16 protein-coding genes and 1 pseudogene are annotated in these 24,628 nt (G+C 65.6%); all 17 read right to left on the reverse strand.

Going from position 1 to position 24,628, the window contains the following annotated elements; all coding sequences use genetic code 11:
• Positions 1-51: 51 nt before the first annotated feature.
• The 17 genes and pseudogenes from embB to MSIMFI_RS07030 all read right to left on the reverse strand — a co-directional run bounded on the left by embB (position 52) and on the right by MSIMFI_RS07030 (position 24,260).
• Positions 52-3,291: an arabinosyltransferase EmbB gene (gene embB, locus MSIMFI_RS06950; RefSeq protein ID WP_191496661.1), complete on the reverse strand. Its 3,240-nt coding sequence runs from the start codon at positions 3,289-3,291 to the stop codon at positions 52-54.
• Positions 3,288-6,587: an arabinosyltransferase domain-containing protein gene (locus MSIMFI_RS06955; RefSeq protein WP_191496662.1), complete on the reverse strand. Its 3,300-nt coding sequence runs from the start codon at positions 6,585-6,587 to the stop codon at positions 3,288-3,290. The genes embB and MSIMFI_RS06955 overlap by 4 nt, the downstream gene beginning before the upstream one ends.
• Before the next feature lie 512 nt (positions 6,588-7,099).
• Entirely contained in the window at positions 7,100-7,327 is a 228-nt protein-coding gene (locus MSIMFI_RS06960) for a hypothetical protein (RefSeq protein WP_186245310.1), read from the reverse strand.
• 229 nt (positions 7,328-7,556) lie between these two features.
• Positions 7,557-8,729 (reverse strand): PPE family protein, encoded by a 1,173-nt coding sequence (locus MSIMFI_RS06965; protein WP_191496663.1) that lies wholly within the window; start codon positions 8,727-8,729, stop codon positions 7,557-7,559.
• A 21-nt stretch (positions 8,730-8,750) separates the two neighbouring features.
• A complete protein-coding gene (locus MSIMFI_RS06970) occupies positions 8,751-9,779 on the reverse strand; it encodes a PPE family protein (RefSeq protein ID WP_191498062.1) in 1,029 nt (342 codons plus the stop codon).
• Between the two features lie 456 nt (positions 9,780-10,235).
• Positions 10,236-10,955 carry a polyprenyl diphosphate synthase gene (uppS, locus tag MSIMFI_RS06975; RefSeq protein WP_224770106.1) on the reverse strand — a complete coding sequence of 240 codons (720 nt, stop codon included), beginning with the start codon at positions 10,953-10,955 and terminating at the stop codon, positions 10,236-10,238.
• A 9-nt stretch (positions 10,956-10,964) separates the two neighbouring features.
• Positions 10,965-12,503, reverse strand: coding sequence for a DHA2 family efflux MFS transporter permease subunit (locus MSIMFI_RS06980; RefSeq protein ID WP_191496664.1), 1,539 nt, complete (start codon positions 12,501-12,503; stop codon positions 10,965-10,967).
• On the reverse strand, positions 12,500-13,147 hold the full coding sequence (gene idi / locus MSIMFI_RS06985) for an isopentenyl-diphosphate Delta-isomerase (protein WP_186245306.1): 648 nt from the start codon (positions 13,145-13,147) through the stop codon (positions 12,500-12,502). Before idi ends, MSIMFI_RS06980 begins: the two co-directional genes overlap by 4 nt.
• Positions 13,147-14,181 carry a polyprenyl synthetase family protein gene (locus tag MSIMFI_RS06990; protein ID WP_191496665.1) on the reverse strand — a complete coding sequence of 345 codons (1,035 nt, stop codon included), beginning with the start codon at positions 14,179-14,181 and terminating at the stop codon, positions 13,147-13,149. The genes idi and MSIMFI_RS06990 overlap by 1 nt, the downstream gene beginning before the upstream one ends.
• Before the next feature lie 192 nt (positions 14,182-14,373).
• Positions 14,374-17,646: an arabinosyltransferase domain-containing protein gene (locus tag MSIMFI_RS06995; RefSeq protein ID WP_191496666.1), complete on the reverse strand. Its 3,273-nt coding sequence runs from the start codon at positions 17,644-17,646 to the stop codon at positions 14,374-14,376.
• On the reverse strand, positions 17,646-19,649 hold the full coding sequence (locus tag MSIMFI_RS07000; RefSeq protein ID WP_191496667.1) for a galactan 5-O-arabinofuranosyltransferase: 2,004 nt from the start codon (positions 19,647-19,649) through the stop codon (positions 17,646-17,648). Before MSIMFI_RS07000 ends, MSIMFI_RS06995 begins: the two co-directional genes overlap by 1 nt.
• 2 nt (positions 19,650-19,651) lie before the next feature.
• A complete protein-coding gene (locus MSIMFI_RS07005; protein ID WP_191496668.1) occupies positions 19,652-20,416 on the reverse strand; it encodes a decaprenylphospho-beta-D-erythro-pentofuranosid-2-ulose 2-reductase in 765 nt (254 codons plus the stop codon).
• Positions 20,417-20,426: 10 nt separating this feature from the next.
• On the reverse strand, positions 20,427-21,812 hold the full coding sequence (locus MSIMFI_RS07010; RefSeq protein ID WP_191496669.1) for an FAD-binding oxidoreductase: 1,386 nt from the start codon (positions 21,810-21,812) through the stop codon (positions 20,427-20,429).
• Between the two features lie 241 nt (positions 21,813-22,053).
• Positions 22,054-22,494, reverse strand: a pseudogene (locus tag MSIMFI_RS07015) (GtrA family protein).
• Between the two features lie 48 nt (positions 22,495-22,542).
• Positions 22,543-23,028 carry a GreA/GreB family elongation factor gene (locus tag MSIMFI_RS07020; RefSeq protein WP_186245299.1) on the reverse strand — a complete coding sequence of 162 codons (486 nt, stop codon included), beginning with the start codon at positions 23,026-23,028 and terminating at the stop codon, positions 22,543-22,545.
• 208 nt (positions 23,029-23,236) lie between these two features.
• Positions 23,237-23,761: a 6-carboxytetrahydropterin synthase gene (locus MSIMFI_RS07025; protein ID WP_191496670.1), complete on the reverse strand. Its 525-nt coding sequence runs from the start codon at positions 23,759-23,761 to the stop codon at positions 23,237-23,239.
• Entirely contained in the window at positions 23,754-24,260 is a 507-nt protein-coding gene (locus MSIMFI_RS07030) for a GTP cyclohydrolase I (RefSeq protein WP_191496671.1), read from the reverse strand. Before MSIMFI_RS07030 ends, MSIMFI_RS07025 begins: the two co-directional genes overlap by 8 nt.
• Positions 24,261-24,628 lie beyond the last annotated feature (368 nt).

Below are 24,628 nucleotides of genomic sequence, written 5' to 3' on the forward strand. Positions count from 1 at the left end.
CCAGGACACCCGATTGGCCGCCTTGAGCGCAGACTCGATTAGTCCCTGCGTCTAGGGTCCGATCCGGATCTTGCCGGGTGACCACAGGCCGCTGCGGGTAGCGGTGGCGAATTGGAGCGGGGCGGCCTCCGCCTTCTCAAGGGTGTCGAACTTGCGCAGCGACCCCCAGTCGCGGGCCCAGTCACGCGACAGATAGGTGGCCATCACGTGGGCCCGCAACAGCAGGTCTGTGATGCCGAGCAGGCCGCCGTTGGTGCCGTCCTCCCACGTGTCGGTGTCCAGCTTCTTGGCCGAATAGTCCGGTGTGATACGGAATTTCGGGATCTCGGTGACGCCGTTTACGTGCAGCATCGGCTGCTGGCACGGGAAGGCCAGCCCGACGGCCCAGTCCAGCAGCACCGGCTGCGTCGAGCCGACGTACTCCTGTAGCGAGCGCAGGTCCGGCACCCGCGGCGGGGTTATCGCGATCCAGTCTTCCGGTGTCAAAGACAAGTCCTCGGCCACCACCCGGACCGCGACGGCATCCGACGGCATCTTGTCTCGGGCAAAGCGCAGGTTGCGCCACGCCTTGGGCTGCTCCCCATACAGGTCATCGGGCACCATCCGTCCGGCCGGCACCAAGTCGCCGCCGGGCCCGGGTTTGGCGTACTCCAGAACCACAGTCTGGCCAGGGGTGTAGCGGTGCAGCACGCTGTTGCCGGCGATCTTGCCAGCCGCGGTGATCACCAACAGCGGATGCCCGTCGTCGGCCTTGGGCAGCTGATACCACGCCGACATGAGCCTGCTCTGCTGTTGCGCGCCGGTGGTGTAGGTGCCGGCCAACGGAACTCGTGCGGGATCAAGCTGGTACGGCAGCGGCACCGTGGACCCATTGACGCCCGGCGTCGTGAGCTTGGTCGGCGCGTCCCAGTCGTAGTCGGTGCCGGGCTGGTTGGGCTTCATCACGATCGCCTCGGCGACGGTGTGTTCCGGTACGCCGTTGGGTGTGAAGCCCACCGGGTTAACGCCACCCAGCGGTCCCAGCGGACCGTAGTCGCCGGGCAGGGGTGTCATGAAACCCGAGTTGGGGTCGGGTTCGACGAGCACGTCGTCGGCCAGTCCGCAGCCGCCGGTAAACGCTCGCAGGTTGGACCAGCCGTTGGAGTAGGTGGGGTACTGTCGCACGATCCCAATCCCCATCGACGCGACGAACACCAGCGCCATAAAGCCGGCCGCGAGGGGGACGGGAGCCGTCGTCAGTGCGCGGGTGAGGCGGCCTTCGCCGCTGCCCCGAGGCGCGAAATGCAACCACGCCGCATAGACCGCGGCGATCGCGAACAGAACGAAAAATATTGTGCTGACCGTTATTCCAGCGATCTTCGGCATGCTGCTGTTGAACGGCACGCCGTAGCTGGAGACATACCACCATCCGTTGGTGGTGGCAAAGCACAACGCCAGCATGAAGAACAGCGCCGCCAGGAACGCCATCCGGTTGCGCGACCAGCGCAACACCGATGGCGATACCAATACCGTCGTAAGCGCGGCCATCGCAGCCCCCACAGCGGCGAACAGCCCGAAGTGGTGCACCCACTTGGTGGGGGTGAACATCAGGAAGAACATGGTGGCGAATATGACGCCCATCAGCCGCCACGCCGGCCCGCGGGCCACACCGGGAATTCGCTTGCGCCGCAACATGATAAACATCGCCGTAAACAGACACAGCGCGGTGATCAGGAAGCCGAACCGGCGCGACAGCGAACCGTCGACGGTAGGCAGGATGAGGTAGTAGTAGCGCAGGTTCTCCGTGTACCACGCCTGGCTGGGCCCGATCTTGGTGCGAATCCTGGTGGCTTCCAACACCGTTGACAGAGTCTGGTCGGCGAACACCACGGTGAGGATTACGGTGCCGGCGGCCAGCATCGGCGACACCAACGGCAACGTGCCGACCAGGCGATGACGGCGCACCAAAATCCGCAGGATCGGACGGCCACCGGCGACCAACGCGGCCACCGCGATCAGGCCGGTGGGCTGAACGCCCAGCGTGAACGCGGCGGTCACGACCGCCAGGGCAGCCGGCGTCAACCGGCTGTACCGCATCGAACGTTCGATCAGCACATAAGTGACGAGCGAGCCGAGCGCGATGATGCCCTCAGGACGAAGGCCGTTGTTGAACGGCATCCACGCGGTCAGCAGGACCATGCCCGCCGCCCAATTCGCGGCCGTGCTCGAGGCCACGGCCGGCCCCAGCCGCGGCAGCACCTCACGCGACAGCAACAGCCAGCACACCAGCCCGGCGACGAGGTCCGGCAACCGCATCCACAGGCTGTTGTCGCTGACATGGGTCATCAGGGCCAGCAGGTTGTAGTACCAGCCGAAGGGATCCTCCGGGCTGCCGAACCAGCGGAAGTAGTTGGACATGTAGCCGGCGTGGTCGGCAACCCGCGCCATGCCCAGGATGTAGCCGTCGTCGGAGGAGTTCGCGCCGATGATCTGCCAGAGCAGGAACCCGAATATGACCACGGTGTCGGCCAGGGTGAACGTGCGCCAGTTCGCCGGAATCCACCGGCGCATCCGGTGGCCGTCCAGCTGGTCGAGGCGCCACAGCGCGATCAGCGCGACGACAGTGGCAACGATCGCACCGATCATCGCCAGCAGCTTCAGGGTCGTTGGCGCGGTGGAAAACCGGGTGTCGATGGTCGCGGAAAGCTTGAGTCCGGGCGGGGCGGGACCGGTCAGGTCGGTGAATACCCCGACGATCTGCGGGCGCAGGTTCGGATCGGGGAAGCCGCTGCGCAACGGCTGGCCCGCCGGATCCTTCAATCCGACGAAGGTCGCGAAGGTTCCGGCGTGCGTCGAGGTGATCTCGATGCTTGAACATCCCGGCGCATTTGCGCCGCCGACCACCTGGTCCCGTGGCACGGACAGGATCACCACGTTGCGGTCGGTGACATCCACCCGCTGGGCGCTGACCACGACGAACAATGCGTTGAGGTTGGCGTCCTTGCCCTGCTTGGGTGCGGTGCCGAGGATTACCCCACCCGCCGGCGGCATATCGCGCACCATGCCGCACGGCACGGTGGCGGTGAAGTCGACCGGCGTCAGCGAAATCAGCGGTGACGTAACGCTATTCAGCTGACCGTTTTGTGGCCAATTCAGCATCGCGGTGGTCTGCACGACGGGCAGCAGGGGTGTCGCGATCGACAAGACAAAGCCGATGAGGCCGGCGATTGTCGCCACCCAGCGCATCACCCGCATCTCGCGGTCCGTTTGGAGACCCGGGCTGCGCTGGCGTTCGGTGGTTGTGACGGTCATGGGAGGGCCCTAATCGGTCCTTGCCGGCTCCAGCCGGGCACGATGGTCACACCCTGTTGCACGACGGCCTCGGGTGCCTGATCGGCCGGCACCAGGCGGTAGTACTGCTCGACTGATCCCCAGTCGCGATACCAGTCACCGCTCAGATATGTCGAGATCGTCGAGGTCCGCAGCAGTCCCTGGGTGAACAGGAACGGCCCGCCGGTCGAAGCCGACTGCCACAGGTTCGACGACACTGCCGTCTGCTTGTGGTCGGGCAGGATGCGGTATTGCGGCAGCTCGGCAATGCCGAGGTGCTCAGCGAACGGCCGCTGGCATGGGAAGTTCGCCGCGGTCGCGATGTCCATCAACACCGGGGTCTTTGACCCGATCAGTTGTTGCAGTGACTCCAGTTGCGGCACCCGCGGGGGTGTGAAAGCAAACCACTGCTCGGAGCTCAGGTTCGGGTCGTAAGCCACGATCCGCGCCACGTTGGCCTCCGGAGGCGCCCAGGCCAGCGGGAACCGCAGGTTACGCCACGCCGGTTGCGGTCCAAGGTCGATCGGGAACACCTCACCGAGTGGCTGGATGCTGCCGTCGGGACGAGCGACGCCCCACTGCAGTTTCAGCGACTGACCGTAGACGAAGTCGCCGTCCTCTTTATAGGACCAAATCTCGCCGGCCGCCGCGACCGCCACGATCGGCTGGGCCGCGATGCGCTCTTTCCAATTGGCGGGCAACTGGTACCACGCCGAAGTGGCCCGCGCCGCCAAGGTGTTCTCGCCGTAGCTGCCCATCACCGGGGTGCGTGCGGGATCCAGCCCGAACGGCAATGCCGCGTGCGATCCGTTCACTCCAACCGGACCTTTGCCGCCGGCGGTGCCGGCCGAGTCGGTGATCGCGGCGTTGGGCTTGTTGGGTGACGCGTCGGAATTGACCACTCCTGGCTTGCTCACCACCGGGTCGGACTGAAGGTCATCGCCTACCCCCTCGGGTTTGAAGCCGACGGGATTGATGCCGCCCAGCGGGCCGGCGGGTCCGAATTCCTGCCCCGGAACCGGTTGCAGCATGCCGGCATTGGGGTCGGGTTCGACCAGCACGTCATCGGCCATGGCGCAGCTGGTGGGTGACAGCCCAGTACGTAGTGTGGCCAGGTTTGCCTTGGCGGTGGTGTACAGCGGATAGCGGAACACCGCGCCCTTGGTCATCGAACCGACTTCGCCCAGGACCATGATCACCGCGACCACCAGCAGGGGCGTGGAAGCCAGAATGCGGTTGCGCCGGTTGTCCTTGACCTCGGTGTGCCCGGCGTAGTCCATGCGGAAGTGGTACCAAGCGGCCAGCAATCCGGTGAAGATCGACAGCGTCAGGAACATCGATGTCACCGGGCGGCTGGCGATCACGGGCTTGATGTCGTACCACGGCACCCCGTAGTTGCCGACGTAGAACCAGCCGTTGATGCCCGAAGTTGCCCACGCCAGCACGAACAGCAGCGCGGTGACGTACAGGGCCAGGTTGCGCCGGCTGTGCAGGCCGATCCGAGCGACGGTGAAGGCGGTGACCGCACCCAGGGCGCCCGCGAGTCCGGCGAACGCGCCGAATTGTATGGCCCACTTGGTGGGGGTGAACGTCAGCAGCAGCAGGCCGACCGCGGTGGTGCCGATCAGCCGCCAGGTCGGACCGCTGGCCAAACCCGGCACGTGACCGCGCCGCAGCAGGACGGCCAGCATCCCGAACATGCAGAGCATCAGCACCAGCACGGCGAACCGCCGTGACATCGACCCGTCGGCATTGCTCTCGACGGTGAGGAAGTAGTAGCGCAGGAAGTCCTGGTACCAGGCGATCGTCGGCCCAACCTTGTACTTGATGCGTGCCGATTCGGCGACCGTGGCCAGCGTCTGGCTGCGGAACACCACCACGATGATCAGCGACAACGCCGCCGCCAGCACCGCTAGCGGTGCCAGCAGTCCGTCGGTGGCCCGCCGGCGCCGGATGATCTGGGCGACGGCACGGGCGCCCGTCAGCAGCGCGGCGATGGCGATTAACCCCTGGGGAGCCAATGTCGCGGTGAGCGTCGCGACGATGATGGCGACCGCGGCCGGGGCCAGCCGCCGCAGCGCGATCGCGCGTTCCACCAGTGCCCAGGCGACCAGCACGCCCAGGGCGATCAGCGGCTCGGGCCGCAGGCCGTTGTTGAAGGGCAGCCAGGCAGCCGCGAAGACGGCGCCCGCGGTGAACACGGCGACCCGGTTGGAAGCTAGGCCACCCTTTCCGGGCCCCAGCCGCCGCAGCGCGAAGCGGCTGATGAGCAGCCAGCACGCGATCCCGGCCAGCGTTGCGGGCAGCCGCATCCAGACACTCGCGGTGCTGACCGAGGCCAGCTGTGCCAGAGCCGAGGCGTACCAGTCGAACGGTGCCTCCGTCGTTCCGAAGTACCGGTAGTAGTTGGCCACGTAGCCGGCCTTGGGTGCGATTCGGGCAATCGTCAGGTTGTAGCCATCATCCGACGAGAGCGCGCCGACGACATGCCAGAGCAGCAGCGTGCCGATCACGCCAGCGTCGGCGAGCCAGGTTGCGAAGCCGGCACTCCAGCTCTGCAGCCAGGCGACCGGCCGATAGCTGGCGCCGCGGCTTTGCCGGTCCAGGGCTGCCAGTGCGATGATGGCGGCCAGGACCGCCAGAGCGCCCACGACCATCACGATCCGTTTGGTGATCGTGGGGCTTGTAATGAATCGGGTGTCGACGTCGATGCGGGCGGACAACCCGGGCTGTGGGGGCACTTTCAGATCAGTGAAAATCCCGCCGACCTGCGGCTTCTTCTCGGGGGACAGTTTTCCGGCGGCCCCTGGGATGCCGACGAAGTCCGCGCCCGCGCCGCCCGCGTCGGCCCAGATGTGCAGGCCGCTGCAGGCGCCGGAGGCGACCGCCGCGCGAGGCGCGACCGCGGCCACTGAGTCCCGGAACGCGACGACGATCGTGTCCTTGTTGGCGCGGACGAACAGCCCGTGCTTGCCGGTATCGACGCCGCCCGACGGGAGCGTGGACAACACCAGGCCGCCGTCGGACGGCAGGGTGGTCATTGCCGAGCAGGGGATGGAGATGTCGAGTGCGCGTGGTGCCCCGGACACCAGCGGGGCGGTGATCTGGGTAACGCTGGTGCCGCCTGGGGTGGTGCCCTGAGGCCACAGGATGGTCGCCGTGGTCTGCTTCACCGGAAGCAGCGGGACCAAGGCGCACAACAGCAGACCGGTGAATCCCGAGACGACGGCTACCAAGCGGGCGATCCGATGGGAACGCTCATTACCGTCGTGGGGCACGAGGCTCGATCGTAGGCGACGGAACTGAGTCCGGTGAGGATGCGGGGCCGTGAAGCGGCCCTGAGGACGAGCCGGACAATTCAGTTCTAGTCCGGTGAGGATGCGGGGCCGTGAAGCGGCCCTGAGGACGAGCCGGACAATTCAGTTCTAGTCCGGTGAGGATGCGGGGCCGTGAAGCGGCCCTGAGGACGAGCCGGACAATTCAGTTCTAGTCCGGTGAGGATGCGGGGCCGTGAAGCGGCCCTGAGGACGAGCCGGACAATTCAGTTCTAGTCCGGTGAGGATGCGGGGCTGTGAAGCGGCCTACCGACGAAGGTATCGGAAGTTAACCCTGATGTTTGTCCATTCGCCGGCAAATCAACGCTGGAGTTTCCTGCCGCGGCGCTGAGCCAGCCTAGGGGCTAAGACCGTCGCAAATCGCTTGATAACCACTGTGTTGATATATCCCGGGGATTCACTTTGCGAAAAGGATTGCGGTGCCTACCCCATCAACCCCGCCGTGCGCCCTGGCGTTAATTACTTAAGTACAAGTACCAGAGTCCATCAGACCCCTGTCGACAGTCCCAATGGGTGTACGCCGCGTCATTTTGCGTGATCTCCACATGCGGGCCGTCGGCCTGACAGCCGGCGAGGGTCGCGTAGTTGCCCTCCACCTGTACTTCGTCGGCGCTGGCCACACCGACCGCCGTGGTCATCAACCCGCCGAATGCCAACAATACGGCGGCGATCAAAATTCGCATGGAAAATCCTCCTTCGGCGCACCGAATATCACGAGCTCAGCGGGTCGCGCCAGACTAAATAACAGCATGCGCTTTGGTACAAGCGGAGTGTACTCAGCGATCACAAGATAGCCAATACTGGCCGATTCCGTAAAAAGACTTTACAAATCGGGAAAACTGCAGTGTCGATATATTTGACAGTGCGATCGTGCGTCCGCCGTGCGGTTTGAATCGGTCGGTCGTGATCGCGCTATCCCGCAAACGGTGGGCGGGCCATGACGGTGGGACGAAACCCGTATCGGGGCCCGGCGCCTGCTGTGCCTGCGCCCGCACCCCCCAACGGCATGCCACCCAACAAGTTGCCGGCTGCTCCAACTTCCGGCGGCTCGACAACCTGGTCGACCTGCAGCCCGTGCGCTCGCACGGCGGCTGGCCCCGGCCCCGTCGGCGCCCACGTCGAAGGCACCGATAGCTTGCCGATGGAGCCCGCGTCGCCCAAACGCGCCGCTATTGGTCCACTGCCGCCCTGCGACCCGGCGCCGGTCGCGCCGGCGGCCGCCGCCGGCGCGGCCGCTGCTTCGGCGACTGCCGGGCCAACCATTCCCATCGCCCTCGCCGAGGTAATAAGGCTGTTGCCAATGCCAATGCCGAAATACGGCAGGCCCGTGGTGTTGTAGATCAGCTGTGACACCGGCACGTACCAGTTCAACAGCCACTGCAACCATCCAGGGGTCGGCGCCGATCCAGCGGACGCGAAGACGGACGAGATCGGCGAGGAAAGGTCCTGTAGCACGCTGGGTAGCGCAGACATCAATTGCGACAAGGCGGACTGGGCCGCACCGGCCGAGGTGCCCGCTGCCTGGGCGACCGCGGCGGCCTGCACGGCCGAAGCCGCCGGGCTGGTGTTCTGCGGCGGTGCGGCAAACGGCGTGACCGCCGAAGCGCTCGCCGACGAGGCGGCATAGCTATACATGGCCACGGCATCCTGGGCCCACATTTCGCCGTATTGGGTTTCCTTGGCCGCGATCGCTGCGGCGTTGAGGCCCAAGACGTTGGTCGAAACCAGCGCCGCGAGCTGAGCGCGATTGGCCGCGATCAGGGGCGGCGGCACCATCGAGGCAAACGTGGCCTCAAACGCCGCGGCCGCGGCGGCGGCCTGGTTGGCCGACTGCTGAGCTTGGGCAGCCGTCGCACTCATCCAAGCCACATACGCTGCGACCGCCTCGGCCATCGCGGCCGAGGCCGGACCAAGCCACTCCTCGCTGTTGAGCATCGTGATAATCGCGTCGTAGTTAGCGGCTGCCGAACTCAACTCCGTAGCCAGCCCACTCCAGGCCGACGCGGCGGCCACCATCGGTGCCGACCCCGGACCGGCATACATTCGCGCGGAGTTGACTTCCGGCGGTATTGCTCCGAAATCCATTCGTTGTCAACCTCTTTCGCGTTATCCGGCGGCCACCGGACGTTGCATGACAATGGGACTGAACCCTTGTCGTCGGTGGGCGAAGTTGGCCGCGCGCTGCAAGCCCCTAATCGGGACACCCCGAAGCAGGCTCGCCGTTGTGTTCGCAGGGGCGGGCCGAACCACGGTGCTCGATGTCGCCGCGGTGTCGACGGCCGGTACGGGAGGCGACGGGGTCCAATTCGGTGGCACCGACAGCCGGCCAATCTTGATGGACTGGCTGAGGTTCGCCGCAACCGCGATCTCACCCCAGCGCGCCGCAACTGGGCCGATACCCGCAGCGGCCGTCACCGCCGCGCCCGCGCTGGCGGGTGTCGCTGCTCCGGACGGTCCGAATATCAGCGCCTGCGCCACCTGGAGCGCGTTCAACGTCAAGCCGCCGCTGTCGTAGACGAATCCTTCGGCGACGGCTATCGCTCCGAGCACGGCGATCCATTCGGCAGGCGAAAGGTTGGCGCATTCGGCCTGGCCGGCTGCGGCGGCCAGGCTGGCAATAGTTTGTGGCGGCGTGAACGGGGTCAGTGTCGAGGCAAGCGCCGAGGACCCGGCATATTCGTACATGGCAGCGGCGTCCTGTGCCCACATCTCGGCGTAGTGTGCCTCGGTCGCAGCGATCGCCGGTGTGTTCTGTCCGAAGAGGTTGGTCGCGACCAGCGTCAGCAGCAAAGCGCGGTTGGCGGCGATCACCGGTGGGGGTATCGTCATCGCGAACGCCGTCTCGTAGGCCGCCGCGGCAGCTCTTGCCTGCAAACCTGCCGCTTCTGCCAGGGCGGCGGTAGTGTTCAGCCAGGCCACATGGGGCCCCGTGGCGGCAACCATAGCGGCTGCCGCTGTGCCAACCCCCGCCGAGCTGGTCAGCCCCGAGATAACCGAGCCATAGCCGACCGCCGCAAATGCCAAATCGGAAGCCAGCGCGTCCCAGGCCGACGCGGCGGCCAGCAGGGACCCCGAGCCGGGACCCGCATACATCCGACCGGAGTTGACCTCCGGGGGCAACGCCCCGAAATCCACCAGCATCGCCTCCATGTAGTTGCCAGCCTCACCGTCTTTGGACAACATCACCGGCTGTGACGCTAAAGCGGGTGCGGCCCTGCCGCCGTACACGACGCGATTGTCGATGAGGTAAACGCTGCGATTGGTCGGCCGGTACGGCGGGGGACGAACCAGCGGCTACGGTTGCTCCACTGGTCTGGTTTTGTGCCGTTCATGTGCGCAAACGCGCCTACTTCCGGCTTGAGCGAGGCCGTTGAATCGATCGCGAGGCCGGCCGCCGGGCATTCGTGTCAGGCGGTGCCGACGGTCATGCCGGGTAAAAATCTTGCCGAGGATAAGTTGCCCTGCGCAATAGTTACTGATAGCAATAATGCTCTACACAGATAATTTGCTCGCGTGTCAACGTCGCGGCCCGGCAACCCTGGTGTGCACATTCACTACTCGCGTGCCTAACCGGCTGGACGCCCGAGGCAATCAACCGTGGGCAACGGTCCGTCCGCCCAGCCTGCGTTCGCGCTTCCCGTAGTCGGCCAGCGCCATCTCCAGGCTGCGGCGGCTGAAGTCGGGCCACAGTTCTTCGAGGAACAGCAGCTCCGAGTACGACGACTGCCAAAGAAAGCAGTTCGACAGCCGCCGCTCGCCGCCAGTGCGGATGATGAGGTCGGGGTCTCGCATGTCAGGGGCGTACAGCAACTGCTGGAACGCCTGTTCGCCGCCGCCGTCGTAGCGCTGTGCCGCGTCCAGCAGCTCCTGGCGGCCACCGTAGTTGAACCCGACGAATAGCGTCATTCGGGAGTTGTCCGCGGTCGACGTCTCGGCGAGGTCCACCGCGTCGAGCACCGTCTGCGGCAAGCCGGCACGCGACCCCACGATCCGGATTCGGATGTCGAAGGGGTCCAGCGCCTCGGCGGTACGAACCAAGTGGTGCGCGAACACTCGCATGATGCCGTCGAGTTCGGCGGCCGAACGAGTCCAGTTCTCCGTCGAGAAGCAGTACAGGGCGAGTTGATCGACACCCAGCTCACAGGCGTCGCGCGCCCGCGGGATAACCAGCGCAGCCCCAGCTGCGTGGCCTTCCTCTATCGAAAGCCCCCGCGCAAGCGCCCAGCGTGCGTTGCCGTCGGGCATGATGGCCACGGTCCGCGGTAGCCGGTCGGCTTCCAGGCCAGTCGATTGGTCGGTGAGCTCGTGCACTGGCGTCCTTCAGGTTGTGATTTGCGTTGTGGAATGGTGCGCCTGGATCACGTTGCGCGGCAGCACGACAGCGACGGCGGCCGCGGCGGCCGCTGCGACAGCCGTGCACACGAGGCAACTCGCCCACACGCTGTCGAGGAACGCCGACTCGACGGCGTGGCGAACGCTCTGCGCCTGCGTCGCGGGCAGCTGCCCAAGTACCCGCTCGGCTTCGGCCATCGACTGCCGCATCGAGCCGTGCGCTCGGGGAGTGGTGTAGAAAAGCGCGGTGCTGCGGTCCAGTTTCTCTGTATAGACGGAGGCGAACACGCTGCCGATGATCGCTACACCGAGAGTTCCGCCGAGTTGTCGGGTGGCGCCGGTCACCGCCGAGCCGACGCCTGCGGTAGCCGGGCTCAGCGAGGTCATGATCGCATCGGTCGCCGGCGCCATGGTGAAACCGAGTCCGCCACCGAGCAACGCCATCGCCGCCGCGATCACCAGATACTGCGTGCTGGTGTCAAACGTGCCTGACCATGCAATCGCGGCTGCGTAGACTGCCAATCCGCCGGCAACCACCGAGGGCGTGCCGAAGCGCCCGGCGAATCGCGGGGCCAGGATGCTGGCGACGGCGAACGAAAGCGCGAGAGGAAGCAGTCGCAGGCCAGTTTGGAACGGCGTGTATGCAGTGACGAATTGCAGATACTGCGTCATGACGAAGACAAACCCGCACAGAGTCAGGTAGGCCGTCGTGACGGCAATGCTTCCGCCGGCGAACCGCCGATCGGCAAAAATCGAGAGGTCCAGCATCGGGTGGGAGGTGCGTCGTTCATGCCAGAGGAACGTGGCGAGCATGACGGCTGAGCCGGCCAACCCGGTCAGGGTGCGGCCGCCGGTCCAGCCGACGTTGGGTGCCTCGATGATCGTGTAGGTCAGTGCGGTGACGGCGATCCCGGACAGGAATAGTCCGGGGAAGTCGAGCGGTGGGCGAGCCGGGTCGCGCGAGGTGGGGACGAACAGCGCCGCCCCGACGATGGCCACCGCGGCGATGGGTACGTTGATCCAAAAGATCGATCCCCACGGGAACTGTCCCAGCAGCCAGCCTCCGGCGATCGGGCCGACAACCACACCGAGGCCCGCGATCGCCGACCACAGCCCAATTGCCTTGGCGCGCTGAGTCGGATCGACGAAGACGTTGGTGATCAGTGCCAGCGTCGTCGGAAATATGGTGGCCGCGCCCAATCCCATTGCGGCGCGGGCCGCAATAAGTGCTTCGGCCGATCCGACGCTGCCGGCGACCGCCGACGTCACACCGAAAATGGCCAAACCCACGATAAGCCACCCGCGCCTGCCGTAACGGTCGCCGAGGTTGCCCGCCGTCAACAGGAATCCCGCGGCAGTTAAGGAATACGCGTCGACGATCCACTGCAGTTCGGCGTTGTCGGCACGCAAATCGCGCGACAACGTCGGCAAAGCGACATTGACGATCGTCACATCGATGCTGGCGACGAAATTGCTGAGGCACATGACGCCGAGCGCGACTTCGGGACGAACGCGCGGCCGACTCATACGTCCGCCGATCGCCTGGGGCTGCCGGGTTCGGTGGGTCGTATTTGAAGCGCGGCGGTGGGCAGCCGAACGTCGTCAGCGACCGGCCACCGCGCCGGTCGAGTTCCCAGATTGGTCAGGAGCTCGAGTTGTTCGCGGCACCACGGGGATACCGGGACGATGACGCCGGTGGTGACGTCGGAAACGAACTGTTCCCATGGCATCCAGCGGACCGCGTCGACCTCTGTGGAATTCGGCTGGGGATGCTCGACGACCTGGACCCGGTATACCGGGCACATTTCGTTTTCCACTGTGCCGTCGGGCATCGTGGCCTGGTAGCGGAACCCCGGCAGGATGAGGTCCACATGGGTGGCAGTAAGTCCGAGTTCGGCGGCCAGCCGGCGGCGTATGGCGTCGGGCAGCGATTCGCCGGGCAGCGGGTGACCGCAGCAACTGTTGGTCCACACCCCGGGCCAGGTACGTTTCGTGGCGGCGCGCCGGGTAATCAACACCCGATCTTGGGGATCGAACACATAGCTGGAAAACGCCAGGTGCAGGGGAGTGGCCGAAGTGTGGACGGTGGCCTTGTCGGCAACGCCAACGGCGCCGCCGCGCTCGTCGAGCAATACCACGTGCTCGACAGGCGGGAGGAAACCGTCGCTCATCAACGCACCCGTGTGGTGATCGAGTCCGCCAGGGCCCGCAGATCGTTTGCCGCGCTCGGATCTGGGTTCGCTGTACCAAGCACGTCAAGCGCGTGGTGGCGACGGCGGGCGGCCTCGGCCTCCGCCCACGCTCGACCACCGGCGGATTCCACCAGGCCCGCAGCGTCTGACAATTCGTCTTCGGTAAGCGCGTCGGCGCGCGCATAAAGGGCGGCCAATTCACGGCCCGCTGCCGTGCCCGAAGTCAGGGCGGCGACCACCGGCAACGATTTCTTTCGAGATCTCAGATCCGAATACACGGGCTTGCCCGTGACCGATTCGCATCCCCAAATCCCGAGTACGTCGTCGATCAGCTGAAAAGCGATCCCCAATTGGCGCCCGAATTGGCGATACCAGCCGGCCACTGGCAGGTCGTCAGTGACCGAAAGTGCGCCCAACTCGCACGCCGCGCCGAACAACGCACCCGTCTTTTGTTCTGCCATGCGTAAGCATTCCGGCAGCCTCACGTCGACGCGGTGTTCGAAAGCCAAGTCGTGGGCTTGGCCGGCGCACAATTCCAGCACGGCGGCGCGGAGAACCTCTCCGGCCGTTCCGCTATTGACCAGCTGCAACGCCGACACCAGCAGGGCGTCACCGGTCAGCAGCGCTCTCGGCACTCCGAACGCGGCCCACGCTGCGGGTCGATGCCGCCGCGTCGGATCGCTATCCATGATGTCGTCGTGCAGCAGCGAAAAGTCGTGCACCAATTCCACCGCGACCGCGGCTGAAATCGCCGCATGTGCCGGGCCGCCCGCCGCGCGCGCACAAGTCAACGTCATCACGGGTCGTATGGCCTTACCGCCGCCCGCCGGTTTGTTGCCGCCGTCGGCATCCCACCATCCCAGATGAAAGCCGGCGACATGACGGACCTCGGCAGGAAGGGTGTCAAAGACAACGCGCTGCGTGGGTTCGACGAGAAGTCGTGTGCTGGTTAACAGGCTCTGAATGGCGTCGAGGGTTGTGCAGGCGTGAGTTGGCTGTGCAGTTTCGGTCATCGACTCCCTTCCGATCCAAACCGCACGGAGTCGGTTGACTGAGATGAGATCAGCGCGGTTCTCTGGTGGGCAGGAATTTACCGTACTGTCAGTTATCTAATAGGGAATTTGGTAAATCGTTGGTGAAATCGGTTATGAAATCCGCACCGGCTCAACGGCAACGGTGCTTCTTGCCCACTACTTACCCGCGACTTACCCGCGACGCAGCGGTGCCGGATTCCACAGACCGCCGCGTGTAACGGTTCCCAGTTGCAGACGGGCGGGCTGGGCGTCGGGGTAGTAGGGCGTCAACCGCTGCAAAGCGCCCCAGTCCCGGAACCAGTCGTCCTTCAAGTAGCTGGCCACGGTGGTGGCATGCACCAGCAGTTCGGTGACGCCCAGCGGGCCGCCCCCGTTGTTGTCCATCCCCGGTGAGTTGGCCTCGGCGCCGAACCGGTCGGGCAGGATGCGCCACTTCGGCGTCTCGTCGACGCCATATTGATGGCCGAACGGTCGCTGACACGGGAAGGCCAGGCCTACCAGCCAGTCCAGAAAGACCGGGTCCTTGGAGCCCACCACATCCTGCAGCGTTTGCACCTGCGGAATTCGCGGCGGAGTGAGTGCGATCCAGTGCTGCGGGGCCAGGTCCTGATCGTCGGCGACCAGGCGAACCTGGGTCGCGTTGCTCGGGATCGCCGACAACGGCGCCCGCAGGTTGCGCCAGGCCGGCGCCGCGCCGACGTCGGCGAAACCCATTGAGCCACCGGGATGCCCGCTCGCCGCTCCGTCGTCGGTGGCCCACTGCACCTGGACCTCCCGCGGGTCGAACCGACCGGCGGCCGTGACCACCAGCAACGGTGCCTTGCCCCACTGTTCCCGGGGCGGCAGCCGGTACCACGCCGAGCGCAGCATGGCGGGCACCTGTAGGCCGGCCCGCCAGCTGCCCAGTACCGGTGTGCGAGCCGGATCCAGGTTGTAGGGGAGCCGGGCACGCGAGCCGTTGATTCCCGGTGCCGCGGTAGTGCCCCCTTCGGTGCCGGGGTCGCTTCCGGTGATCAGCCCGTCGTTGTTGACGAAACTGCGGTCGCCCGGACGTTCCATCACCGGGTCGGCGGAGACGTCGGCGGGAATACCGTTGGGAGTAAAGGCTTCCGACAGTCCGGCTCCCAGCGCGTCGGCCACCGGAGCGGTCACTGGCGTCAACATGCCGGCGTTGGGGTCTTGCTCTACCAGTACGTCCTCGGCCAGGCCGCAGGTCCGGCCGGTCGCGAGACCGGGCACAGCCTGCAGGTTGGAGCGTCCCACCGACCATGCCGGGTACTGGGTAATCATCGCCTGGGTCAGCGATACAACCTCGAAAAGCACCAGCAACCACGTCGCAATTGCCAACGGGGACTGGATGATTCCGGCCAGACGTGCCCCGTATCGGGTCTTGGGCGGGCCGTCACGGGTAGCGACGAAGTGGAACCATGCCGCCAGCAGCAACACCACCACCGTGAGTTCGAGTAGTGCAGTGGTAAGCGACCACCGCCATTTCGGGAACGAATTCGACCACGGCACACCAAAGTTGGACACATACCACCAGCCGTTGACGCTGGCGAATGACAGCGCCATCACGAACAACACCACCGCGGCGAACATGGTGCGGTTGCGTCGCGAGCGCATCGCCGACCCCGTCACTGCAACCGCGGCCAGCGCCCCGAGCGAGCCGGCCAGCCCGGCGAACACCCCGAAGTGGTGTGTCCATTTGGTGGGGGTGAACATCATGGCGAGGAACGAGATGACGGTGATGCCGATGATGCGGCGGCTCGGCCCGGCTGCGGTGCCCGGAATTCGGCCCTTGCGCAATGCCATTGCGATCGCTACCGCGAGCGCGAGGATCAATGCCAGCACGGCAAAGCGCCGGGCCACCGACCCGTCGGGGCTGGCCATGAACAGCCGCTCGTAGCGGATGTGCTCGTCAAACCACTTCAGGCTTGGCCCGAGGGCCCGCTTGAGGGCTGTCGCCTGCATCTCGCCGGCGAGGGTCTGGTCGCGGAAGATCAGGATCGCGGTGACCGTGGTCGCGGCCAGAATTGGCGCCAACAGCGGTAGCGGGCCGAACTGCCTGGAGCGGCGGTGCACGATGGTCCGCAGTGGACCGACCGCGACCAGCAATGCGCCGATGGACGCGATGCCGGTCGGTCCGGAGAACAGGGTCAGTGCGCCGATGATGCAGGCCGTCGCCACCGGCAGCAGCCGATTGGTAGCCACAGCGCGCTCTACCGAACACCAAGTGAGCAGGATGCCCAGGGCGATGATGGGCTCCGGCCGCAGACCGTTATCGAGCGGCAACCAGGTCGCCAGAAACATCCCGGCCGCCGTCCACGCCGCGGCCCGGCTGCGCTTGACCGCATGCCCCAGCCGGGGGATGACTTCGCGACTGATCACCCACCAGCAGGTCAGCGCCATCGCCAGCGTCGGCAGCCGCATCCAGATGCTGGCGGTGGTGACGTGCGCCCAGAGCGCCAGCAGGTCGTAGTACCAGCCGAACGGCGCTTCGGGGGTTCCCAACCAGCGGTAGTAATTCGCCATGTACCCGGCGTGCTCGGATACCCGGGCCATGGTCAGTATGTATCCGTCGTCGGAGGTATTGGCCCCGACGAAATGCCACCACACCAGCACGGTGATGACCAGGGCATCCAGACCGCCGATCGACCACCAGCGCGGCGGCAGGAAGCGTCGGTGCCGGGTGGCGTCGGCCGTGTCGAGGATGTGCAGCGCGACCAGGGCGGCGCCGGTGAGCACCACCCCCAGTACCATCGCGAGCATTTTCAGCGGCGTGGGGGAGCTGCTGTAGCGGGTGTCGACCGTCGCCGACAAGCTCAGGCCCGGTGGCGCAGGGCCGGTCAGATCGGTGAATACGCCGACGATTTGGGGCCGGAAGTCGTAGCCGCTTTTCTCGCCGCGCAGCGGTGCGCCGGGATCCTCGGCGTTGGGTCCCTGCGTCAGCCCGACGAATTCGGCGGTCACCCTGTCGGCGTGCGCGGTGAAGGTCAAACGCTGGCAGGCAGGGCTGAGCACCTGGCTCAACGGCGCGCTGACTACCGGGACATTGCGGACTATCAATACCAGGTCGTCATTGGTGCGCCGGATGAGCAGCCCGCGATCGATCGCCTTCGGGGCCTGCTTGGGCACCGTGGACAGCAGCGTATTTTGCGCTCCGCTGAGGCCGGCGGCGGCTTGGCAGGGCACCGTGATGTTCAGTTCGGTGGCCACGTAACCGATCAACGGTGCATCGACGCTGTTGAAAGTGCCGTTCTGCGGCCAGTTCAGTTGGGCTGTGGTCTGGTTGACCGGCAGCAACGGGGTGGCGATCGCCAGAACGGCCCCGAGCAGACCGGCGAAGACGGCGACGAACCGAGCGATCCGGTAGTTCGCACCCGCGTCGCTCACGGAGGTAGATGCTAGCTCTGCGACGGCGCGGGGTGAGGTTTCGGTAGCCATCAGGCGCTCGCTACCGGCTTACGAACGGCCAGTACGAAGGGGCCGATGGTCTCGACAGTGAAGCGGGGGTCGGCGAACAGCGCGGCCTTGAATTCCACGGTGTAGCGGCGGACGTTGGGCTGGTTGGGGTAGACATCCTCGGCCAGCCGCAATGTATAGGTGTTGCTGGTGCCGCGGCGCATCAGAAAGACGGTCGGCGGCGGCCACGGCAGTTTGTCCAGGGCGCCGATGAACTCGTCTGCGGTCTTGAGTTTGGCCCAGCTCTCGATTTGTGCGGCGCGTTTGTCGAACTGCGCCAGCGGGTTGGCGTAGTGCGACGTCAACCCCTGAAAGCCCCAATAGGGGTAGTAGGACAGGAAGCTGTAGTCGGCGGTCAACACCACGGTCTGATCGCGGGGCCTGCCGGTGACGCGCTGTATCGCTGCGTCGATCGCCGAGTAGTACTTTTCGGAGCTGGGTGGTCGCCGATCGCCGCGCTGGCCGTAGCCGTCGGTGTCGGTGTAGGCGATGGTGAGGTCGGGTCGAAGCACGTCGGGAATGTCCTGGCTGAAAGCGATCGCTCCGGCAAGCCCGATCGCACCGGCCACCGGCATGACGGCTCGGCTGCGCTTGGACAGCGCTTGAGCCGCCTCGACGAAGCCGAACGTCCCGGCGGCAACCAGTAACACCGACAGCGTCGGCTGCAGCCGGAACGACAGCAACGTGGTACGCGCCAGCGTGGTCAGCATCGATAACAGGGACCACAGGTAGACGGCCAGCACGCCGATGGCCAATGCGCCGGCGCGAACCGACGATCGCGCTCTAACGACCAGCCAGAGGGTGCCGAGCATGCAGATCGCACCCAGTAGTGAGAACTGCAGCATAGGGAAGGTCAATACGGCGCCGTCGGTGGGCAGGTAGTGCTGCGCGCTGCCGGTGTCGCTGACCGGTGCCTGGGCCGCGGTGAGCAGGTAGGGCAACCAGGTGGTGGATCCGATGGCAACCGCGATGGCGGCGATCACGGCCAGTCTGCGTAGTGGGTCCAGCGCCGACTTCTTGCTGTGCCGCCATCGCGATGCGGCCAGCAGCAGCGCCATCAGCGTCACGGTGAACGCGCTGTACGCCACCAGCAGCGTGTACCAGGTGGCGGCAAAGCCGAGGAAGATGCCGGCGCCGACCACCGCGGCCCAGCCTTGACCGCCGAGCGTGTCGCCGAGCGTCACGCCAGCGTGGCTCTCGGCGTTGAGCGCCACGCTGGCGTGACGTTCGCGGGCGTCGGCGCGTAGGCCCGACCATGTCAGTACCAGCATCGGCGGCAACAGCACCGTGATCATCGCCGCGTAGGGCTCCGGCGAGCTGTAGGCCAGCGTCACCGCCGTGGTGGCGATGGTGACCAGCAGCGCGTACTCGAAGCGGATCATGCGCCACCACAGCACCAGCGCGACCGCCACCGCGATCGTGATTGACGTGATCGCCCAGGGCTTGAACATCTCCCACGCGGGCGTTCCGGTTAGCGCCGCCGCCCGCCCGCCGATCCAGAACCAGCCCGGCGGGTAGAACGGCGGAAGCCCGATATAGGTCATGTCGTGCAGGGCGGCGCTGTCGGTGAGCCGGGTCAGATATTCCGTGCGGAACTGCTGGTCGACGGAGATACCGAACAGATACAGCTTGGTGGCTCCTAGCGGCATGCCCAGCGTCACGACCGTGAACGCGGACACGAACACCAACCCGCATAGTTGAGCCAGCAGCCGGAATCGGCCGGCATGCCACGCCCACCCGGCGGCGACGAGTCCGGCTAGGCAACCGACCTGGCCGACGGTGGTCAGCGCGTGCAATTGGTTGGACGACGGGAAGGCCGGCCACTCCACGCGAGAGATCGCGTTCAGCGATATCACCGCGACCACGACAGCCACCGCCACCGCAAGGGCCATCTGGCCGAGGGTGGCCAGTGCGTTTCGGGCGCGAGCAGACGCAAAAGCCCCCAATTCGGGCCCGAATTGGGGGCTTTTGCGTCTGCTCGGCATGCTCAGATGGGCAGTTTGCGGAAAATGCTCCGCGGGATATGACGCAACACCATCATCACGTACCGGAATGCTGCTGGCGCCCAAACCAATTCCTTACCTTTTGCCGCTGCGGTCACCGCGAGGTTGGCTACGTACTCCTTGTCGACGGTTAGCGGAGCTTCCTTGATGTGCGCGCTCAACCGAGTGCGTACCTGGCCTGGCCGGATCACCAGAACCCGAACGCCATACTCACGCAACGCCTCTGACAATCCGAGGTAGAAACCGTCCAGACCAGCCTTGGTGGACCCGTAGACGAAGTTGGACCGGCGCACCCGTTCGCCCGCCACGGTGCTCATCGCAATGATCTGGCCGAAGCCCTGGCCGCGCATCTTCTCTCCCAGTAGCACTCCGACGGAAACCGCTGCGGTGTAATTGATTTCGGCGATCTGCACGGCCTTGTGCTGGTTCTGCCACAGTTCTTCGGCGTCGCCGAGCAAGCCGAACGCGACGATGGCCACATCGACGTCGCCATAGGCGAAACACTGGTCGATTACCTTCGGATGGGTATCGGTCTCCAAGGCGTCGAAGTCGACCAGCTCCACCGACCGCGCACCCGCGGCCTTCATCTGGGCTACCGCGTCGTCGCGGCTCGGATCGTCGGGCATGGCGGCCAGCACGATTCGTGCGGGGGCGTTGCGCAGGTAGCGCTCGCAGATAGCCAGCCCGATCTCGGAGGTACCGCCGAGCAGCAGCACGGTCTGGGGATTTCCTACGGCATCAAGAACCATCGTGCACCATCTAGAGCAGCTCCAAGCGTCGGGCCATGTCGGAGGCGAACACCCGCGAGGGGTCGACCTTGCGGCGCACGGCGATCCATTCGTCGATGCGCGGATACATGGCGTGAAAGGTTTCAGCGGTGGTGCGGGAGTCCTTGGCGGTGTAAAGACGGCCGCCGAAATCCATTACCCGCCGGTCGAGTTCACCGACGAACTCGTTCAGGCCGGCCTTGATCGGAAAGTCGACGCAGATGTTCCAGCCCGGCATCGGGAAGCTCAGCGGCGCGTGGTTGCCCGGTCCGAACAACTTGAACACGTTGAGAAATGAGTAGTGGCCGCTGGCTTGGATATCGCCGATGATCCGTTTGAACTCGTCGACCGCTTCCGTCGGAATCACGAACTGGTACTGCAGGAAACCGGCCGATCCGTACGCGCGGTTCCATTCGCCGAACATGTCCAGCGGGTGGTAGAACTGCGTCAGGTTTTGAACCTTGCCGCGGTAGGTGCCGGATTTGCGATACCAAAGTTCGCCGATCGGCCCAAAGGTGTACTTGTTGGCCAGCCCATTCGGGAACACGTCGGGAAACGTAAGTAGCTGCGGCGCATCGAATTTCAACGGATTGCCCTGCAGCTTCTCGGGTAGCTGCTCGATGGTGGCCAACGAGCCACGCGATACGGCCGCGCGACCCAACTTGGGTGGCGCGCTGATCGCGTCGAACCAGGCACTCGAGTAGGTGTAGTTGGCCTCGCTGCCGTCGCTGTGCAAAGCGATGGTTTCATCCAGGCTGGCGGTGACGTCGCCGTCGGCGACGAAATAGGCCGTCTCGGTGGGTGTCATCTCGATGGTGGCGCGCAGGATGATGCCGGTGAGGCCGTTGCCGCCGACGGTGGCCCAGAAGAGTTTGGCGTCCTCACCGGTGGGCGTGAGGTGACGAATCTCGCCGTTGGCGGTCAGTAGCTCGATGCTGCGCACGTGGTTGCCGAAGCTGCCTGCGCTGTGATGGTTCTTGCCGTGGATGTCGCAGGCGATCGCGCCGCCGATGGTGACTTGACGTGTTCCCGGCAGCACCGGGACCCACAGCCCGAACGGCAGGGCCGCCTTCATCAGCTGGTCGAGGTTGACCCCGGCGTCGACGTCGGCCAGCTTGGTGTCGGCGCTGATCGAGTGGATGCGTGAGAGCGGGGTCATGTCGATGACCAGCCCACCGCCGTTTTGCGCGTTGTCCCCGTAGGAACGGCCCAGGCCGCGGGCTATGACACCCCGGCCGCCGCCCGAGTCGGCGACCCGGGCCACCGCCTTGGCGATGACCTCCGGATCGGGGGTGTGCAGCACCTCGGCCACCGACGGTGCCGTGCGTCCCCACCCGGTCAGCCGGGTGGGGGTGGTGGAAAGGTCGGCGCTCAACATCGTCAAAGAGGGTACCTGCTGGTCCGGTGACGATGCGGGACGCTTGCGTCCAGCTGAGGAGCCGGACGATCCAGCTTGGGTCCGGTGACGATGCGGGACGCTTGCGTCCAGCTGTCGAGTGTGCGTTCTCGGCTTTGAGTGAGCATCCAGGGCGGAGATCCGGCCGAATTGTCGCCCAGGACCCACACCCGATGCCACCAGTTCACACTCAATGACGAGCCGTACCGCTTGCCGGCCAGTCTCAGCGCATGCGGAAGATGACGGCTCGTTGCACGATGAAATTAATCACCGTGGCGGTGCCCTGGGCGATCACGAATGCGACGGGTATGGCCCAGCTCCGGTAGTGCAACATCGCAAGAACCAGATGATTGAGCCCGACTTGCACGGCGAAGGTGATCCCGTAGAGCGCCATGACCGCGGCAAACCGGGCTCTGCTCGGTGCCGCCTGAAATGTCCATCGGCGGTTGATCAGGGAGGCGGGAATGGTGCCGACGACCACGCTGATGAATTTTTACAGGGCAACCTGTAGGCCCAACCCCTTGTAGAGAGCCACGTAGACGCTGAAGTCGACGATCGCCGCGAAGACCCCCGTGAGAACGAACCGCGTGACCTGGGTCGTCAGATGCAGATGGTGGCCCTGGTGCTGGCGCGGGAGCGCGCCAGCAGGCTCTGGGGGAATCATCGGTGGGAAGTCTAACGGGGTACGGCCCGAACGGCGTCCCGTTGCGGATTAGCTCGGCAACTTCACCGCAATCAGCTGGACCTGATTTGGCCCCTGCGGGGTGGAGTAGGTCACGGTGTCGCCCGGTTGACGCCCCGCCAGGGCCTGCCCCAGCGGGCTGCGAGCGGTCAATGTCTCGGCTTCGTGGCCGACGGGAGTCTCTTCGACGATGGAGATCACGTGCATCGTGACGACTTCACCGTCGGAGAACCGCAAGGTCACCTCGGTACCGCCGGGCAGCGTTGCCGATCCGGTTGCGTGCGCTGTGCCCCCCTTCAGTCGCCGGTCGAGTTCATTGATCCGGTCGGCGAGGACGGCCAGCTCGTCGGCGCGCTGAATGGCCTCGGCCGCGTCTCCGTGATCGCCGATCATGCCGCGGTCGTTTTTGACCTCAGTCTCGAGACGATCGTGCCGCTGCCGCAGCCGAGCAAGCTCGGCCGCGAGATTGTCGCGCGCTGCAGCCGCGAGCCCTGTTGATTCGATTTCCTCGGTCACGTCCGCCGACCTTTCGCCGCGTGGGTTGCCTGTGATCGTGGCCATTCAGTGTTACACCACTAAGAGCTGGTCGTCACCTGGTATTAGTCAAGCGTTCGCAGTTGGATGCTTGCGCGCCGCGGGTCGCCACGGTCTACGTCCCAACGCGGCCGATCACCGAACCGCTACCGCATACCGCTCCTTCGCAGGGCACAGCGTCGAGCCGGGCTCAATCGGCCGGCTCGGCCATCAGGGTGATCACGTTGTTGCGGTTCTCCCGTGCCTCGATTCGAGACACCCAGACCCGGCCGTCGGTTGCCTTCCCGACGATGCGCTCGACGGTGTCGAACACCCATGCCGCGCATGCCTCCATCCCGGTGCTGTCCATGATGCGCAGATCGATGACGCCCTGATCGGCCAGCATTTGGAACAGATCGAGTTGGGGATCGTCCGCTGCGATCAGCGTGGTGTGGTCGAACTGGCGCCGCAGCGCTGCCCGCACGTCCTTGAGGCAATGAGTGTCCAACACCAAGCCGGTACCGGGTTCAGTTTCCGCGCAGGCGAACTCGATCTCGAACATCCGCTCATAACCGTGTAGGAAGAAGCGCTTTCCTTGACGGGACCACGAGCGATGGCAGCATGGCAGATCGCCGAAGCGCTTGCGGAGATGAAACCTTGCCGTCCGGCCGATGGGCGCATCCGCTCGATGTACCGTCGCGATGCGAACGCCTTCGGCCACAGCGATCTCACTCATGTCCAAACTTTCCCCTTCCGAGTTCTTGCCTGGTCAGCGCGAGGAATTCACGCTGCTCGTCGGCGCTCTGGCGCAACGAGCCGTAGAAGGCCAGGGTGGTTTTCGGCCCACCGAACGGAGCACCGCCGCGGTCGGTCGCGCACGTGTAGCCGCCCTCTACCAGAACGCCCACTCCGCGCGCGGCGAGTTGATGATGCAGCCATAGGCCCATCCGGGTGGTGAACCGTTGCTGGTCCTGAATGCCCCCTGAACACGCTGCCACGATCCGCGCGAATTCTGCTGGACCCAAGTGGTTTTCACCGTGCAGATAGCCGATGTGCGCGACGCCGTCATAGGGAAGCAGATGCTCCGCGCACAGTGATTGGAATCCGATCCCAGGGACTAGCACGAGTTCGGAATCACCTATGACAGAGCCGATGACCGAGCCGACGGGAAATTGCAGCAGCGGTCCGCTGGCGAAAGCGGAGAGATCCGCTCGCATCGAGGCTGTTTGAGGCACGGCCTCAGCCTCTAGGCTGCGGCTTGACGGATTCTCAAAGAATTCTTGGAAGAGATTCTCAACGCCGCCGGTGCCCCACGGATTCGCAGAGCCTTCCAGCAGGGCTTGCAGCCTGCCGGCACTAGGAGCCTGACTGCCCCGCCACGCCGTCGGCGCCGGGGGAGCCCGCGTTGCCGGCCGTTCCCGTTGCTCCAGCCGCCCCGATCAGCCCACCGCCCGCACCTGCGCTGCCGCCAATGCCTGCGGCACCCGCTGCGCCGCCGGTGCCGCCGGCACCACCATCGCCGCCCGAACCATCAGAGCCGCTGTTGCCGCCGCTAGACCCCGGCTCTTATACACATCTGACGCTGCCGCCCCCCCTCCTTGCG

Origin of the sequence: Mycobacterium simulans, assembly GCF_900232995.1 — a bacterium.
Taxonomy (GTDB): domain Bacteria; phylum Actinomycetota; class Actinomycetes; order Mycobacteriales; family Mycobacteriaceae; genus Mycobacterium; species Mycobacterium simulans.

Excerpts from the sequence above, each read along its gene's own strand:
- MSIMFI_RS07010 (WP_191496669.1), bottom strand. The coding sequence starts at position 21,812 with ATGTTGAGCGCCGACCTTTCCACCACCCCCACCCGGCTGACCGGGTGG.
- MSIMFI_RS07005 (WP_191496668.1), bottom strand. The coding sequence starts at position 20,416 with ATGGTTCTTGATGCCGTAGGAAATCCCCAGACCGTGCTGCTGCTCGGC.
- MSIMFI_RS06960 (WP_186245310.1), bottom strand. The coding sequence starts at position 7,327 with ATGCGAATTTTGATCGCCGCCGTATTGTTGGCATTCGGCGGGTTGATG.
- MSIMFI_RS06990 (WP_191496665.1), bottom strand. The coding sequence starts at position 14,181 with ATGACCGAAACTGCACAGCCAACTCACGCCTGCACAACCCTCGACGCC.
- idi (WP_186245306.1), bottom strand. The coding sequence starts at position 13,147 with ATGAGCGACGGTTTCCTCCCGCCTGTCGAGCACGTGGTATTGCTCGAC.
- embB (WP_191496661.1), bottom strand. The coding sequence starts at position 3,291 with ATGACCGTCACAACCACCGAACGCCAGCGCAGCCCGGGTCTCCAAACG.
- MSIMFI_RS06980 (WP_191496664.1), bottom strand. The coding sequence starts at position 12,503 with ATGAGTCGGCCGCGCGTTCGTCCCGAAGTCGCGCTCGGCGTCATGTGC.
- MSIMFI_RS06995 (WP_191496666.1), bottom strand. The coding sequence starts at position 17,646 with ATGGCTACCGAAACCTCACCCCGCGCCGTCGCAGAGCTAGCATCTACC.
- MSIMFI_RS07000 (WP_191496667.1), bottom strand. The coding sequence starts at position 19,649 with ATGCCGAGCAGACGCAAAAGCCCCCAATTCGGGCCCGAATTGGGGGCT.
- MSIMFI_RS07025 (WP_191496670.1), bottom strand. The coding sequence starts at position 23,761 with ATGAGTGAGATCGCTGTGGCCGAAGGCGTTCGCATCGCGACGGTACAT.
- MSIMFI_RS06965 (WP_191496663.1), bottom strand. The coding sequence starts at position 8,729 with ATGGATTTCGGAGCAATACCGCCGGAAGTCAACTCCGCGCGAATGTAT.